The organism is Pseudocitrobacter corydidari (assembly GCF_021172065.1).
GTDB classification, from domain to species: Bacteria; Pseudomonadota; Gammaproteobacteria; order Enterobacterales; family Enterobacteriaceae; genus Pseudocitrobacter; species Pseudocitrobacter corydidari.
Window position 1 is genome coordinate 3,502,101 of the sequence record NZ_CP087880.1, and the last position, 13,447, is coordinate 3,515,547.

12 protein-coding genes are annotated in these 13,447 nt (G+C 55.5%); 3 read left to right on the plus strand and 9 right to left on the minus strand.

The window, feature by feature from the left end:
* Nucleotides 1–131 precede the first annotated feature (131 nt).
* Nucleotides 132–2,957 carry an excinuclease ABC subunit UvrA gene (uvrA, locus tag G163CM_RS16285; RefSeq protein ID WP_015966316.1) on the plus strand — a complete coding sequence of 942 codons (2,826 nt, stop codon included), beginning with the start codon at nucleotides 132–134 and terminating at the stop codon, nucleotides 2,955–2,957.
* On the opposite strand, the gene G163CM_RS16290 is transcribed toward uvrA, so the two are convergent.
* The 5 genes from G163CM_RS16290 to dnaB form a co-directional block, all read right to left on the minus strand.
* Nucleotides 2,958–3,311, minus strand: coding sequence for an MmcQ/YjbR family DNA-binding protein (locus G163CM_RS16290; protein ID WP_015966317.1), 354 nt, complete (start codon nucleotides 3,309–3,311; stop codon nucleotides 2,958–2,960).
* 131 nt (nucleotides 3,312–3,442) lie between these two features.
* The gene (gene aphA, locus G163CM_RS16295; protein ID WP_015966318.1) at nucleotides 3,443–4,156 is read right to left on the minus strand and encodes an acid phosphatase AphA; all 714 of its coding nucleotides are present in this window, start codon (nucleotides 4,154–4,156) and stop codon (nucleotides 3,443–3,445) included.
* 196 nt (nucleotides 4,157–4,352) lie between these two features.
* Nucleotides 4,353–5,546: an aromatic amino acid transaminase gene (gene tyrB / locus G163CM_RS16300; RefSeq protein ID WP_231825643.1), complete on the minus strand. Its 1,194-nt coding sequence runs from the start codon at nucleotides 5,544–5,546 to the stop codon at nucleotides 4,353–4,355.
* A gap of 138 nt (nucleotides 5,547–5,684) precedes the next feature.
* Nucleotides 5,685–6,764 carry an alanine racemase gene (alr, locus tag G163CM_RS16305; protein ID WP_231825644.1) on the minus strand — a complete coding sequence of 360 codons (1,080 nt, stop codon included), beginning with the start codon at nucleotides 6,762–6,764 and terminating at the stop codon, nucleotides 5,685–5,687.
* A gap of 47 nt (nucleotides 6,765–6,811) precedes the next feature.
* Nucleotides 6,812–8,227, minus strand: a complete 1,416-nt coding sequence (dnaB, locus tag G163CM_RS16310) for a replicative DNA helicase (RefSeq protein WP_041686336.1) — start codon at nucleotides 8,225–8,227, stop codon at nucleotides 6,812–6,814.
* 63 nt (nucleotides 8,228–8,290) lie between these two features.
* On the opposite strand from dnaB, the gene G163CM_RS16315 reads away from it, so the two are divergent.
* Nucleotides 8,291–9,274, plus strand: coding sequence for a quinone oxidoreductase (locus tag G163CM_RS16315; protein WP_231825645.1), 984 nt, complete (start codon nucleotides 8,291–8,293; stop codon nucleotides 9,272–9,274).
* A gap of 165 nt (nucleotides 9,275–9,439) precedes the next feature.
* On the opposite strand, the gene pspG is transcribed toward G163CM_RS16315, so the two are convergent.
* From pspG to G163CM_RS16330, 3 genes are all read right to left on the minus strand, one after another.
* Nucleotides 9,440–9,682: an envelope stress response protein PspG gene (gene pspG, locus G163CM_RS16320; RefSeq protein WP_231825646.1), complete on the minus strand. Its 243-nt coding sequence runs from the start codon at nucleotides 9,680–9,682 to the stop codon at nucleotides 9,440–9,442.
* 137 nt (nucleotides 9,683–9,819) lie between these two features.
* A complete protein-coding gene (gene dusA, locus G163CM_RS16325) occupies nucleotides 9,820–10,815 on the minus strand; it encodes a tRNA dihydrouridine(20/20a) synthase DusA (protein ID WP_231825647.1) in 996 nt (331 codons plus the stop codon).
* A gap of 182 nt (nucleotides 10,816–10,997) precedes the next feature.
* Nucleotides 10,998–12,344: a conjugal transfer protein TraF gene (locus tag G163CM_RS16330; protein WP_420851103.1), complete on the minus strand. Its 1,347-nt coding sequence runs from the start codon at nucleotides 12,342–12,344 to the stop codon at nucleotides 10,998–11,000.
* Between the two features lie 277 nt (nucleotides 12,345–12,621).
* On the opposite strand from G163CM_RS16330, the gene zur reads away from it, so the two are divergent.
* Complete coding sequence (zur, locus tag G163CM_RS16335; RefSeq protein WP_231825649.1) at nucleotides 12,622–13,137, plus strand: zinc uptake transcriptional repressor Zur; 516 nt, start codon at nucleotides 12,622–12,624, stop codon at nucleotides 13,135–13,137.
* Nucleotides 13,138–13,216: 79 nt separating this feature from the next.
* Here zur and G163CM_RS16340 read toward each other — a convergent pair whose 3' ends face one another.
* Nucleotides 13,217–13,426 carry a CsbD family protein gene (locus G163CM_RS16340; RefSeq protein ID WP_015966328.1) on the minus strand — a complete coding sequence of 70 codons (210 nt, stop codon included), beginning with the start codon at nucleotides 13,424–13,426 and terminating at the stop codon, nucleotides 13,217–13,219.
* Nucleotides 13,427–13,447 lie beyond the last annotated feature (21 nt).

A 13,447-nucleotide genomic window follows, 5' to 3' on the forward strand; every position in this document is an offset into this window, starting at 1 on the left:
TTACACTCAACAATGGAATGCACATTCCACTACTGTATATTCATTCAGGGTGAGTTGTGTCATAATTAGCCGTTTCCGCCGTTTGTCCTTCAAGCAAATCTGGCAAGCCGAGTCTCTACCGGGAAAGGTAAATGGATAAGATCGAAGTTCGGGGCGCCCGCACCCACAATCTCAAAAATATCAACCTCATCATCCCGCGCGACAAACTGATTGTCGTTACCGGGCTGTCGGGGTCTGGCAAATCTTCACTGGCTTTCGACACCCTTTACGCCGAGGGGCAGCGTCGCTACGTCGAATCGCTTTCTGCGTATGCGCGCCAGTTCCTGTCGCTGATGGAGAAGCCGGATGTCGATCATATCGAAGGGCTGTCGCCTGCCATCTCTATTGAGCAGAAGTCGACCTCCCATAACCCGCGTTCCACGGTCGGGACCATTACCGAAATTCACGACTACCTGCGTCTGCTGTACGCACGCGTCGGCGAGCCGCGCTGTCCGGATCACGACGTGCCGCTGGCGGCGCAAACCGTGAGCCAGATGGTCGACAACGTGCTGACGCAGCCGGAAGGCAAACGCCTGATGCTGCTGGCGCCAATCATTAAAGAGCGTAAAGGCGAGCACACCAAAACGCTGGAAAACCTGGCAAGCCAGGGCTATATCCGCGCGCGTATTGATGGCGAAGTGTGTGACCTCTCCGATCCGCCGACGCTGGAGCTGCAAAAGAAACACACCATTGAAGTGGTTATCGACCGCTTCAAGGTGCGCGAAGACCTGGCGCAGCGTCTGGCCGAGTCGTTTGAAACCGCGCTGGAGCTTTCCGGCGGCACCGCAATCGTCTCTGATATGGACGATCCGAAAGCGGACGAACTGCTCTTCTCCGCCAACTTCGCCTGCCCAATTTGCGGCTACAGCATGAGCGAACTGGAACCGCGTCTGTTCTCGTTCAACAACCCGGCGGGCGCGTGCCCAACCTGTGACGGCCTGGGCGTGCAGCAATATTTCGACCCGGACCGCATCATCCAAAACCCGGAGCTGTCGCTGGCAGGTGGCGCGATTCGCGGTTGGGATCGCCGTAACTTCTACTATTTCCAGATGCTGCGCTCGCTGGCAGAGCATTATGATTTCGACGTTGAAGCGCCGTGGGGCAGCCTGAACGCATCAGTGCAGAAAGTAGTGCTGTACGGTTCCGGTAAAGAATCCATCGAATTCAAATACATGAACGATCGCGGCGATACCTCCGTGCGTCGTCATCCGTTTGAAGGCGTGCTGCACAACATGGAACGCCGTTATAAAGAGACGGAATCCAGCGCGGTGCGCGAAGAGCTGGCGAAATTCATCAGCAACCGTCCATGCGCCAGCTGTGAAGGTACACGTCTGCGTCGCGAAGCGCGTCACGTGTATGTTGAAAATACCCCGCTGCCGACCATCTCAGACATGAGCATCGGCCATGCGATGGACTTCTTCAATAATCTGAAACTTTCCGGCCAGCGCGCGAAAATCGCCGAAAAAGTGCTGAAAGAGATTGGCGATCGCCTGAAGTTCCTGGTCAACGTTGGCCTGAACTACCTGACGCTCTCCCGTTCGGCAGAAACCCTTTCCGGCGGTGAAGCTCAGCGTATCCGTCTGGCAAGCCAGATTGGCGCAGGGTTAGTCGGCGTGATGTACGTGCTGGATGAACCCTCCATCGGCCTGCACCAGCGCGACAACGAACGTCTGCTCGGCACATTGATTCACCTGCGTAACCTCGGTAACACGGTGATCGTGGTCGAGCACGATGAAGACGCCATTCGCGCCGCTGACCACGTTATCGACATCGGGCCGGGCGCGGGTGTACACGGTGGTCAGGTCGTCGCGGAAGGGACGCTGGATGACATCATGGCGGTGCCAGAGTCGTTAACCGGCCAGTTCATGAGCGGCAAACGTAAAATCGAAGTGCCGAAAAATCGCGTACCCGCAGACCCGGCAAAAGTGCTGAAACTGAGCGGCGCGCGCGGCAACAACCTGAAAGATGTCACCTTAACGCTGCCCGTAGGCCTGTTTACCTGTATCACCGGGGTATCCGGTTCCGGAAAATCTACGCTGATTAACGACACCCTGTTCCCGATTGCACAGCGCCAGCTTAACGGCGCAACTATCGCCGAACCAGCGCCGTATCGCGATGTTCAGGGGCTTGAGCACTTCGACAAAGTTATCGATATCGACCAAAGCCCGATTGGCCGTACGCCGCGCTCTAACCCGGCAACCTACACCGGCGTCTTTACGCCTGTGCGTGAGCTGTTCGCGGGCGTGCCGGAATCACGCGCGCGCGGCTATACGCCGGGGCGCTTCAGCTTTAACGTCCGTGGCGGGCGCTGCGAGGCGTGTCAGGGCGATGGCGTGATCAAAGTCGAGATGCACTTCCTGCCGGATATCTACGTGCCGTGCGACCAGTGCAAAGGCAAACGCTATAACCGCGAAACGCTGGAGATTAAGTACAAAGGCAAAACCATCCACGAAGTGCTGGATATGACCATTGAAGAAGCACGTGAGTTCTTCGATGCCGTTCCGGCGCTGGCGCGCAAGCTGCAAACCCTGATGGACGTGGGCCTGACCTACATTCGTCTCGGCCAGGCGGCGACGACGCTATCGGGTGGTGAAGCCCAGCGTGTGAAGCTGGCGCGTGAGCTCTCTAAACGCGGTACCGGGCAGACGCTGTACATTCTCGATGAGCCGACCACCGGCCTGCACTTCGCGGATATTCAGCAACTGCTGGAAGTGCTGCACCAGCTGCGCGACCAGGGCAACACCATTGTGGTGATTGAGCACAACCTTGATGTGATCAAAACCGCCGACTGGATTGTTGACCTTGGCCCGGAAGGCGGCAGCGGCGGCGGGGAGATTCTCGTCTCCGGCACGCCAGAAACCGTCGCCGAATGCGAAGCCTCACATACGGCGCGCTTCCTTAAACCGATGCTGAAGTAGTCACTTCACTAGCTGCTGCCGGGTTTGTTCCGGCAGCAGCGTGATTGCCTGCTGATACGAGGCATCCACCAGATAGTAAATTTGCGAATCCGGCAACGTGCCGTCGAGGTAAACCGTGCTCCAGTGCGCTTTATTAAGATGACGGCTGGGACGCACATCGCTGTGCTGCTGGCGCAGCAGTTCTGCCAGCTCCGGGCTGGTTTTCAACGACACCGCCGGGCGTTCTTCCACCTCTTTAACCATCGCGAAAAGCACATCCGCGACCTTAATCTGCGTCGCTTTCCAGTCGCTGTGTACGCTTTGCTCTGCGCCACTCTTCGCCATGCAGTACACCAAAAGATCCGAACTGGTCATATTATACCTCTTAGTCTCACGAGCCACGGTGTGCCAAACGTCATCACCTCAGTGTGCAACAAGTCGCCGAAAGGTGAAACCTTCCGGCGACTGATTTTTGACTAAAAAAGCATCATTTATCTGCGGGGCGTTTAGTACTCGGAATTCACAATCACTTCTTCATTGTACTTGCCCGCCTGCGGCAGCGGTCGATACGTGGAGTTTGAGGCGCGCAGCACGCGGATGCCACGGGCACCTGCTTCGCGCGCCGCCGAGATATCGTTATCCGAATCGCCGTAGAAGATCTTTACGCCCTTCTCTTTCAGCCACTGCGTTTTGGTATTCTGGCCCGGTTTATCACCGGCAAAAATGACCGGATTCATGCTGGTCGCCGGGATCAGGAAATAGTCCTGCAACGTTTTGGAGACCGTTTCAGTTTTGGTTTCGCTACGCCCGGTAACGAAATAGATGCTGTCACCGCGCTTCACGTGCATCGCAATCAATGAACGGGCGACTTCTTTCGGAATGCTGAACTCATCCCAGCCGTTGTTCATTTTTTCCCAGAATGCAGGGTTCTTCAGATACTCTTCGCTGCCCGGAGACCAGGTTTTCTGCCCACGCCAGAAGCCGGGGCTGGAAAACAGCACCGTATCATCGATATCAAAACCCACCGCCATCGGTGGATGATTCATCAGGCTGTTTTCAATTTGCGCCACTGATACCCAGTGGATGGGTGCCTGTTCGGCCAGTTTAGCGACATCCGTACCCGGATAGAGCGGAGATGGTGATGAAGCATGAGCGGTAACCGTGTTATTTAACGCGAACAACAAACAAACGGCGCTCAGCGCCTGTGTGATCTTGCGCATAGTTTTCCCTAAATCGTCGTCTTGTTTTTGTTTTAAAGTGAGTGATACTTCAAAAAATTAGAAAGACCTTAACGGTTACAGGGAGTGAAGGGAAGGATTTTCCAGGATTTATCCTGGAAAAAGGATAAGGGATCACACTTTTGCCTTGCAGGACACTTCACGCGGCAGCGATGTCGCGTGAAGAGTGAGTGCTTGCTTACATTACCGCCGCGAATGCCTGCGCGACGCGGTGCACGTTACGGGAATTCAGCCCGGCAACGCACATACGACCGCTGGCAATCAGATAGACGCCGAACTCATCACGCAGGCGATCAACCTGCGCAGCGCTCAGGCCGGTATAGCTGAACATACCGCGTTGCTTGAGGAGGTAATCGAAATTCCCGTCCGGCATGGCTTCTTTCAGTACGTTCACCAGCGCCTGGCGCATGTCCAGAATACGCGTGCGCATGGCTTCCACTTCCGCCAGCCACGAGGCCTTCAGCGCGTCGTCGTTGAGCACGGTAGACACAAGCTGCGCGCCGGTCGTCGGCGGGCTGGAGTAGTTACGACGTACCGTCGCTTTCAGCTGGCCCAGCACGCGCCCTGCCGCATCAGCATCTTCGCAGACCACAGACAAGCCGCCGATACGCTCACCGTATAACGAGAAAATTTTTGAAAATGAGTTGCTCACCAGCACCGGTAAGCCCGCCGACGCAATCGTGCGGATGGCATAGGCATCCTGCTCCATGCCGCCGCCAAAGCCCTGATAGGCGATATCAAGGAACGGGATCAGGTTGCGCGCCTTCAGCACCTCCGTCACCGCATCCCACTGGCTGTTCGTCAGGTCCGCGCCGGTTGGGTTGTGGCAGCACGGATGCAGCAGCACGATGCTTTGCGCAGGCAATGTGTTGAGGGTTTCCAGCAGCGCGTCAAAACGCACGCCATTGGTCTCACCGTCGAACCACGGATAGGTTTTGACCGTAAAGCCCGCGCCTTCAAAGATGGCGACGTGGTTTTCCCAGGTCGGATCGCTGACCCAGACGCCGGAATCCGGGAAGTAGCGTTTGAGGAAATCCGCCCCCACTTTCAGCGCACCGGAACCGCCCAGCGTCTGAATAGTGGCGACGCGTTTCTGCGCCAGCACCGGGTGGTCGGCACCAAACAGCAGCGGCGCAATGGCCTGACGGTAGCTGTTCAGCCCTTCCATCGGCAGGTAAAGCGAGGCGCTATGCGGCTCGGCGGCAAGGCGCTTTTCGGCCTCAGCGACGGCCTGAAGTTGGGGGATGATGCCCTCTTCGTTATAGTACAGGCCGATACTGAGGTTCACTTTATCGCTGCGCGGATCGTCTTTGAAACGCTCCATCAGCGAAAGAATAGGGTCGCCAGCGTAGGCGTCAACTTTTTGAAACACGAGGTGGTTCTCCAGGTTTACAGAAGGCAGGTAATAACACAATAAACCGGAAGCGGGAGAAGGTCGAGAGGATGTTGTCGCCGGATGTTATCAAATAGTAGGCCGGGTAAGGCGCAGCCGCCACCCGGCACCACACAATCAATCGATATACTTCATCGCCACGCGCGACGTCAGACGCGTGATAAGTTCGTAAGCACTCACTTTGGTGACTTCCGCGATGCGTTCAACGGGCAGCCCTTCGCCCCACATCACCACCGGATCGCCCGCTTTATCCTGCGCTTCTGGCCCCAGGTCAACGCAGATCATATCCATCGCCACGCGGCCGACAATCGGCACTTCACGGCCATTAACCAGTACCGGCGTGCCGGATGGCGCAGCGCGCGGGTAGCCATCGCCATAGCCCATCGCCACCACGCCCAGGCGGGTATCACGCTCGCTGACCCAGGTACCGCCGTAGCCGACCGGCTCACCGGCTTTATGCTCGCGCACGGCAATCAGGCTGGAGGTCAGCGACATCACCGGCTGGAAGCCGAAATCAGGCCCCCAGGGCTTTTGTTCCAGCGGCGATACGCCGTAGAGAATGATGCCCGGACGCGCCCAGTCGAAATGCGACTGCGGCCACAGCAAAATGCCGCCAGACGCTGCGATAGAGCGTTTCCCCGGCTTGCCTTCACAGAAAGTGTTGAAGATATCGAGCTGTTTTTCCGTCGCGCCGCACTCGGGTTCATCGGCACGCGCAAAGTGGCTGACGATGTTGACCGGCTGGCTGACATTTTTACACTGGCTCAGACGCTGGTAAAACGCCTCCGCTTCTTCGGGACGAATACCCAGCCGATGCATACCGGTGTCGAGCTTCATCCACACCGTTACCGGGCGGCTGAGCTGCGCGGTCTCCAGCGCTTCCAGCTGTTCCATATTATGCACGGCGGTATGAAGCTGCTGTTCAGCGATAACCGGTAGATCGGTGGCGTTAAAGAAGCCTTCCAGCAGTAAGATGGGTTGCGTAATGCCGCCCTCGCGCAACCGCAGGGCCTCTTCCAGACGGGCGACGCCAAAGGCGTCGGCATCGGGGAGCGTTCGCGCGGTCTCCAGAAGACCGTGTCCGTAGGCGTTCGCTTTCACCACCGCAACCAGTTTGCTGGCAGGCGCCAGTTCACGCAGACGTTGCAGATTGTGTCGCAGAGCGCGGCGGTTAATCACTACAGTTGCCGCTTGCATTTGTGTTCCTTGAAAAGTGTTTGCTTGAGTTACCTGAATCAATCTTGTTATTCGTCGTCGTACTGTGGGCCTGCGTAGTTATCGAAACGCGACCATTGCCCGTTAAAGGTAAGACGCACGGTACCGATCGGGCCGTTACGCTGCTTACCGATAATAATCTCGGCGATACCTTTTAAGTCACTGTTTTCGTGATAAACCTCATCACGGTAGATAAACATGATTAAGTCGGCATCCTGTTCGATTGAGCCGGATTCACGCAGGTCGGAGTTGACCGGGCGCTTATCGGCACGTTGTTCCAGTGAGCGGTTAAGCTGCGACAGCGCCACCACCGGCACATGCAGTTCTTTCGCTAACGCTTTGAGCGAGCGGGATATTTCCGCGATTTCCAGCGTACGGTTGTCGGAGAGCGACGGCACGCGCATCAGCTGAAGGTAGTCGATCATGATAAGGCCAATGCCATCATGTTCGCGGGCAATACGACGCGCGCGGGAGCGTACTTCTGTCGGCGTCAGGCCGGAGGAGTCATCGATGTAGATGTTACGCTTCTCAAGCAGAATGCCCATGGTGCCGGAAATTCGCGCCCAGTCTTCATCATCCAGCTGACCGGTACGGATTTTGGTCTGATCGACGCGCGACAGCGACGCCAGAGAACGCATCATAATCTGTTCCGAGGGCATCTCCAGCGAGAAGATCAGCACCGGTTTATCCTGCAACATCGCCGCATTTTCGACGAGGTTCATCGCAAATGTCGTTTTACCCATCGACGGACGCGCGGCGACGATAATCAAATCCGACGGTTGCAGGCCCGCGGTTTTTTTATTGAGATCGTCATAGCCGGTGTTTACACCCGTCACACCATCGTGCGGCTGCTGGAAAAGTTGCTCGATACGCGCGACGGTGGCGTCCAGCACATCGGCAATATTTTTCGGGCCTTCATCTTTATTGGCGCGGCTTTCCGCGATTTTAAAGACGCGGGATTCCGCGAGATCCAGTAGGTCTTCGCTGGTGCGGCCCTGAGGATCAAACCCGGCTTCGGCGATTTCATTCGCCACCGAGATCATCTCACGGACAACGGCACGTTCACGGACGATATCGGCATAAGCGCTGATATTCGCGGCACTTGGCGTATTTTTTGACAACTCAGCCAGATAAGCAAAGCCACCAACGCTATCAAGCTGCCCCTGACGCTCCAGCGATTCCGCGAGCGTAATCAGATCGATTGGGCTGCCGGTTTCCTGTAAGCGCCCCATTTCAGTAAAGATATGGCGGTGCGGACGGGTATAGAAATCATCAGACACGACACGCTCGGCAACGTCGTCCCAGCGTTCGTTATCCAGCATCAAACCGCCCAACACCGACTGTTCCGCTTCAATCGAGTGCGGCGGCACTTTCAGCCCGGCGACCTGAGGATCACGCTCACGAGCTTCAGTCTGTTGTTTGTTGAAGGGTTTATTTGCTGCCATAGTGAATGGAGTTACCGAGATAAAGATTGGGTCGAAAGATTACCACATTGTTCAGGAGGAAGCATGGCAACACGCATCGAATTTGACAAGCATGGCGGCCCCGAAGTACTCAAGGCCGTAGAGTTCACTCCCGCCGATCCGGCGAGCCACGAAGTGCAGGTCGAAAACAAAGCTATCGGTATTAACTATATCGACACCTACATCCGCAGCGGGCTTTATCCACCGCCGTCGCTGCCAAGCAGCCTGGGTACCGAAGCGGCGGGCGTGGTGACGAAAATCGGTAAAGACGTGAAACATGTCAGCGTGGGCGATCGGGTGGTTTACGCGCAGTCTGCGCTGGGTGCCTATAGCGCAGTGCATAACGTGGCGGAAGATAAGGTCGCGATTTTACCAGATGCTATCTCCTTTGAGCAGGCGGCGGCATCGTTCCTCAAAGGGCTGACGGTGTTTTATCTGCTGCGCAAAACCTATGAAATTCAACCGGACGAGCCGTTCCTGTTCCATGCCGCAGCGGGCGGCGTAGGGTTGATTGCCTGCCAGTGGGCGAAAGCGCTGGGCGCGAAGCTTATTGGTACCGTTGGCAGCGCGGAGAAAGGCAAACGTGCGCTGGAGGCCGGTGCATGGCAGGTGATTAACTATCGCGATGAGAATATTGTCGAGCGCGTGAAAGAGATTACCGGCGGTAAGAAAGTGCGCGTGGTGTATGACTCGGTCGGGAAAGATACCTGGGAAGCGTCGCTGGATTGCCTGCAACGTCGCGGGTTGATGGTGAGCTTCGGCAATTCCTCCGGGCCAGTCACGGGCGTAAACCTGGGTATTCTCAACCAGAAAGGTTCACTATACGTGACCCGCCCTTCCCTGTATGGCTACGTGACAACGCGCGAAGAGTTGCAGGAAGCAAGCAATGAGCTGTTCTCGTTGATTGCCAGCGGCGTGATTAAAGTGGATGTGGCAGAGAAACAGAAGTTTGCGCTGACCGATGCGAAGCATGCGCATGAGGTGCTTGAGAGCCGGGCGACACAGGGTTCGAGCCTGTTAATCCCCTAGAAAAGCTTAGGGCTTCCACATGGGAAGCCCTTACTTTTTTTAGTTCGGCTGTATGTAGGGTACAGCTCGATGAATTCGTTAACGGCGCAATAGTGACAGATTTATTACGCGAAACCTATGCCGTTTTATGCAAAATTTCTATTGTGTGACGAACCCCTCAATACCTTAGTAACGCCAACGGTTATTACTCCGATACTCGGGAATCTTTGGCGTTTTAATCGCCCGAATCACCCATACCACGGCAATCGCCAGCAGCAACCAGGGCAGCAATTTAAACACCAGTGCGAACAAGCCGCCGACAAACATCAGCGCCGTGGCGACGAAAAGCGCGGCAATAATGCCCAGCAGTGAAACGCCCGTAACCAGCAGCATCACAAAAAATCCAATCACAAACAGCAGCTCAAACATGGCTCTCTCCCAAAGATATCGTCATTCTCTTCTGGATATTACAAGAATCATGCCAAAGTTAAATTATTGATATTCAATAAAAACGCCCGACAACTACGTGCCGGGCGTGGTGAATTTGACCAGTTTTTAGTGAAATTTTAACGCTTGTCGGCAACCAGCTTCAGCGCGTGCTCCAGCACGTTGATATCCGCACCGGCTTTGTGGGCGTTCTCGCTCAGGTAGCGACGCCACTGACGTGCGCCCGGAATGCCCTGGAACAAGCCCAGCATATGACGCGTCACGTGGCCCAGATAGGTGCCGTTACTCAGTTCACGTTCGATGTAGGGGTACATTGCGCGCACCACCGCAACCGGGTCAGTATCCGCGCCTTCGACACCAAAGATTTCGCGATCGACCGTCGCCAGAATACCGGGGTTCTGATACGCCTCGCGCCCGACCATGACGCCATCCATATGTTGCAGATGGGTTTTCGCCTCTTCCAGCGATTTAATGCCGCCGTTGATCGACATCGTCAGGTGCGGGAAGTCACGCTTCAGTTGATACACGCGCGGGTAATCCAGCGGCGGAATTTCGCGGTTCTCTTTTGGGCTGAGGCCAGAGAGCCAGGCTTTGCGCGCATGGATGATAAACATCTCGCACTCGCCGCGCCCGGCCACCGTATTGATAAAGTCGCAGAGGAACTCGTAGCTATCCTGGTCATCGATGCCGATACGGGTTTTCACCGTGACGGGAATCGATACCACATCGCGCATCGCTTTTACGCAGTCCGCCACCAGTTGGGCATTGCCCATCAGACAGGCACCGAACATCCCGTTCTGTACACGATCGGACGGGCAGCCAACGTTGAGGTTAATCTCGTCATAGCCGCGTTCTTCCGCCAGTTTCGCACATTGCGCCAGCGCCGCCGGATCGCTACCGCCAAGCTGCAATGCGACCGGATGTTCTTCTTCGCTGTAGGCCAGGTAGTCGCCCTTACCGTGAATAATCGCTCCGGTGGTGACCATTTCCGTGTACAGCAGCGTGTGGCGCGACAACTGGCGCAGGAAATAGCGGCAGTGTCTGTCGGTCCAGTCGAGCATCGGCGCGATGGAAAAACGGTGTGCAGGGAAAACGGTGGACGAAGATTCTGGCATGGCGATTTATTAAGCATTCTGAAAAAGGGGCGCTACTATAGCACAAAGCAAAAGCGGTGAGGCAAGGTTGCGATGGTGTATCGGCGGTGGGTGCGGGGAATCGCCCGGAGCGCTGCGCTTGCCGGGCCTACGGTGGCATCTGGCTGGTAGGCCGGATAAGCGTAGCGCATCCGGCAACAGGCTCAGAACGTGACGCTTAACTGCGCGCCAGCCCCCCAGGTTTCATCTTCACCCACCAACCCCATCAAATCGACATGCACGCGGTTAAACGGCGCGAAACCGACACCACCAGTGAAGACATTACTGTCGTTATTCTTCACATCCGCGCGATAACCGGCGCGCACGGCAAGCCAGTCCAGCGGGCGAACTTCCGCCCCGACGCCAACATACTGCGAGTTATCCTCGCTTTTAAACCCTTTCGTTTCGGTCAAATCGCCATCGGCACTCAGCGTCACCAAATCGTTGTGCCACGCCACTCCAGCGGTTACCAACGGGCGGATCTGGTAGGTATCTTTATAGTTAGTGGTCACGCCCGTTTCACCATTGGTGATAAAGACATCTTTGGTGTCGATATCCCTGGAAATCAGGTTTTGTCCGCTCACGCCCACCGTCCAGTTCTCGCCAAAGTCGGCCGCAATACCGGCATCGACGTTAAAGCCAGTGTCATCGTTGCGGTAGCGGCTGCTGTTCCAGTCGCTGCTGTCATAGTTGTAGATAGAGGTGGTGTAGTTATAGAGCCAGGTTTTTTGCAGCTTTGGCGTGATGCCGACCGAAACGGGCACATCGCCCAGCTCAAACTGCCGCGCCACCGCGACGCCGTAGTCAGAGACAATTGCTACGCGCCCTGAAGCTGTTGAATTAAGGTGTTTGGTGATTTCATCCGAGCCCCCCACCACGGCTTTTCCAGCCTCAGCGATCGCCGTCGCCTGGCTGCCTTCGATGCCACGCAGATAATCGATATCGCCCTGATCAATAGCAGAACTCACCCGCCCATGAGCATAGGCTTTGGTGACAAACGCCACCGACAGCACGTCGTTTGGAATACTGACGGCAATCCCTGCGCCTCCGCTGGCGCGCGCGGTTTTGCCCTTCAGATAGTCCAGCTCGCTCGCCAGATCGCCCGCAGCCCCCTGAAACTGCCCCAACGTACCCTGTGGATCCAGCAAGATATCATGCAAGGTTAAATCGTTAAGGACGCCGCGATAGTTATTAACTTTGTCGTTAATGTCGTCGATTTCATCCTGAAGATTGTCTTTGTCGGTGATTTGCGCGCCCACGGCAGGAAGAATCACCGTAATGTCATCGTCCGGTTTGGCTTTCGCCAACAACGCCGGGTTGATCAGCACGCCGCTGCCGTAATTTGCCGACGCCACGCCGGTGCCCCCCATCGCATCATTTCGCGCTTCTGACCAGGTGTTGGCGGCATGCGCCTGATTTGCCATAAACAAAGACGCCGTCAAAGGAATAAGCGAATATTTAATGTTTATTTTCACAGTTGTACCGTTTGTTTGCAGGTGAAAACGCCCCATGCAGAAAACGCATAAGGGTGAACTATTGCTGTGAAAAGTTGGTATTAAGTGAGAAAAAACAGGATATATCAGGCTTTTCGCCTTATCGTTATTATTAGCTTTATACTTCCTATTTATAGATGAGCGGCACCGCGCTTCCCAGCATTTATGCCTTTCAATCAGGCTAAAGGGTGCGCTTTAAGATTTACCTCAGGTAGGCGATTATTCAGGCACTCGGTGTTTTTGCCATAACATGGTAAAGTAGAGGTCTATTTCCCCCGTAGCGCGAGGACGCAAAATGGATAAGACCACTTCGCAAGATATGTTGGCGCAGGCTGAAAAGCTCTGTGCGCAGCGCGGCGTGCGCCTGACTCCACAGCGTCTGGAAGTGCTACGTCTGTTGAGCCTGCAACAAGGTGCCATCAGCGCGTACGATCTTCTCGATTTATTACGCGTGAAAGAGCCGCAGGCCAAGCCGCCTACCGTTTATCGCGCGCTGGAATTCTTACTTGAGCAGGGGTTTGTGCATAAGGTGGAATCCACCAACAGCTATGTGCTGTGCCATCTTTTTGATCAACCTACGCATACATCGGCGATGTTTATCTGCGATCGCTGCGGCGTGGTGAAGGAAGAGTGTGCGGAAGGCGTGGAAGATATTATGCATATGGTCGCGGCACGAATGGGCTTTGCGTTACGCCATAATGTGATTGAAGCGCACGGCTTATGCGCAGAATGTGTGGAAGTAGAGGCATGCAGTTCACACGAGCATTGCCACCACGACCACACGATTCAGATCAAGAAAAAGGCACGGTAATTCGAGGGTTGGCACGTCCTTGTACCAGCGGGCAGGATACGCTTATTGAGGGGAGTTAAGCGTTACGCTGTTAGCGAGACTACCAACGGTAGTCGTTATGGGTTTCCCAATCGCTAACTTCTTTCTCTGCCTGGTCTTTAGCATATCCATAACGTTCCTGGATTTTACCGACCAGCTGATCGCGTTTACCTTCGATAACGGTCATGTCATCGTCGGTCAGTTTGCCCCATTTCTCTTTCGCTTTACCTTTGAACTGTTTCCAGTTACCGCTGAGTTCGTCTTTGTTCATCATCAGCTCCTTATCATTCGA

Bases quoted from the DNA above. Each gene is read 5' to 3' on its own strand.
- dnaB (WP_041686336.1), bottom strand. From the start codon at position 8,227: ATGGCAGCAAATAAACCCTTCAACAAACAACAGACTGAAGCTCGTGAG.
- G163CM_RS16315 (WP_231825645.1), top strand. From the start codon at position 8,291: ATGGCAACACGCATCGAATTTGACAAGCATGGCGGCCCCGAAGTACTC.
- G163CM_RS16290 (WP_015966317.1), bottom strand. From the start codon at position 3,311: ATGACCAGTTCGGATCTTTTGGTGTACTGCATGGCGAAGAGTGGCGCA.
- G163CM_RS16340 (WP_015966328.1), bottom strand. From the start codon at position 13,426: ATGAACAAAGACGAACTCAGCGGTAACTGGAAACAGTTCAAAGGTAAA.
- G163CM_RS16330 (WP_420851103.1), bottom strand. From the start codon at position 12,344: ATGGGGCGTTTTCACCTGCAAACAAACGGTACAACTGTGAAAATAAAC.
- zur (WP_231825649.1), top strand. From the start codon at position 12,622: ATGGATAAGACCACTTCGCAAGATATGTTGGCGCAGGCTGAAAAGCTC.
- alr (WP_231825644.1), bottom strand. From the start codon at position 6,764: ATGCAAGCGGCAACTGTAGTGATTAACCGCCGCGCTCTGCGACACAAT.
- uvrA (WP_015966316.1), top strand. From the start codon at position 132: ATGGATAAGATCGAAGTTCGGGGCGCCCGCACCCACAATCTCAAAAAT.
- pspG (WP_231825646.1), bottom strand. From the start codon at position 9,682: ATGTTTGAGCTGCTGTTTGTGATTGGATTTTTTGTGATGCTGCTGGTT.
- aphA (WP_015966318.1), bottom strand. From the start codon at position 4,156: ATGCGCAAGATCACACAGGCGCTGAGCGCCGTTTGTTTGTTGTTCGCG.
- dusA (WP_231825647.1), bottom strand. From the start codon at position 10,815: ATGCCAGAATCTTCGTCCACCGTTTTCCCTGCACACCGTTTTTCCATC.